General features: G+C 61.9%; 1 protein-coding gene. It reads right to left on the bottom strand.

Annotated features, from left to right (window positions below):
- Positions 1 to 448: NAD-dependent epimerase/dehydratase family protein (locus tag AC1DN0_RS41430; protein ID WP_477146658.1), on the bottom strand; the 448-nt coding region annotated here is incomplete at its 3' end.
- Between the last annotated feature and the right edge of the window lie 25 nt (positions 449 to 473).

The following is a 473-nucleotide window of genomic DNA, read 5'->3' as shown; positions in this document are numbered from 1 at the left end:
CGCAATGGGCAATGCCACTGTTGCGCACCTGGGCTTCCTGCAGCGTCTTGGTCTCGGTGTAGTCATCGGTGGCGACCGAATTCACCACCGACGAGCTGATGTGCACCATGTAGGGCACAGTGTGCTCGGCGCAGGCAGACAGGACACGTTCGGTGGCCTGCAGGTTGTTGCGGTCGAACAACGCCCGGAATTTTCCGGTGATCTGCGCATGCAGCTGCACTACCAGACGCGCACCGGCAAACGCCTGGGTCCAGTCGCCCGGCTCGGCCAGGTCGGCCAGGATGGTCTGAACGTCCGGATGGAGCTCGCGCAGGATGGCCAGGTTGTGCTCGTGCTTGTCGATGGCGACCAGCTGGGTATAGCCCTGCTGTTTCATCTCGACAATCAGGTTCTGTCCCACCAGGCCTGCGGCGCCGGTCAGGACGATCTTGTCACTCTTCTGTGCCATGCTCGGGCCCGGTATAGGTATGAAC

The organism is Cupriavidus sp. 05N39 (assembly GCF_056397325.1).
The sequence above is the reverse complement of the archived record's forward strand: the minus strand, read 5'-3'. Positions and strand labels throughout refer to the sequence as shown.